This window comes from Rhodococcus sp. T7, assembly GCF_009872365.1.
In the GTDB taxonomy this organism is placed as follows: domain Bacteria; phylum Actinomycetota; class Actinomycetes; order Mycobacteriales; family Mycobacteriaceae; genus Rhodococcus_F.
Genome location: NZ_WXYH01000280.1, coordinates 1 through 814, shown reverse-complemented (window position 1 = coordinate 814; position 814 = coordinate 1). Strand labels below are relative to the sequence as shown.

Here is an 814-nt window from a genome sequence, read left to right as displayed (position 1 = left end):
GTCCAACTGTCACGCGGATATCTACGCCGTCCAGGCCTGACGGCCGAACGCTTTGTGGCGAGCCCGTTCGGAAACGCGGGCGAAAGACTTTATCGCACAGGAGACGTTGTCCGATGGTGCGAGAACGGCATGATCGAATACGTGGGGCGATCTGACTTCCAGGTCAAGATCCGCGGTTTCCGGATCGAACTGGGGGAGGTCGACGCAGCGTTGGCTGCGCATCCCGATGTGGAATTCGCAACCACTGTTGGTCGTCGTCTTCCTTCAGATGAGACCGTCCTGGTGTCGTACGCTCTGCCGCGTTCAGGTTCGAGAATCGACGGAACGCAACTGGAAGCGTTTGTCCGACAATCGCTCCCTCGGCATATGGTGCCCGCGGTCATCATGATGTTGGACGAGATTCCCTTGACGCCGGTAGGCAAGCTGGACCGAGAGGCATTGCCGGAGCCGATTTTCGCCGCCCGCGAGTTCCGACCGCCGTCGACCCATACCGAGGAATTGATTGCAGGGGTGTTCGCGGAGATTCTCGGGATCGAGCGAGTGGGTGCAGACGACGACTTCTTTGATCTCGGTGGCACTTCGCTGATTGCGGCGAGGGCGGCATCCCGGATCGGTGCGGCGTTGGATATCAGGATTCTTGTCGGAATGATCTTTGACGCCTCGACAGTGGCTGAATTGGCGACCGCCGTGGATTCTCATGTCGGCACCGGCAGTCGGGTTCCGCTGGTGGCGCAACAGCGTCCGGGGCGGGTGCCGTTGTCGTTGGCGCAGTCTCGGATGTGGTTTTTGAATCGGTTCGAGCCTGGTTCTGCGG

1 protein-coding gene is annotated in these 814 nt (G+C 60.3%); it reads left to right on the top strand.

Annotation, left to right across the window (positions count from 1 at the left end; all coding sequences use genetic code 11):
• Nucleotides 1-129: 129 nt before the first annotated feature.
• Nucleotides 130-814, top strand: a 685-nt coding sequence (locus MLGJGCBP_RS23260; RefSeq protein ID WP_328799586.1) for a phosphopantetheine-binding protein, incomplete at its 3' end; no start/stop codon positions are given.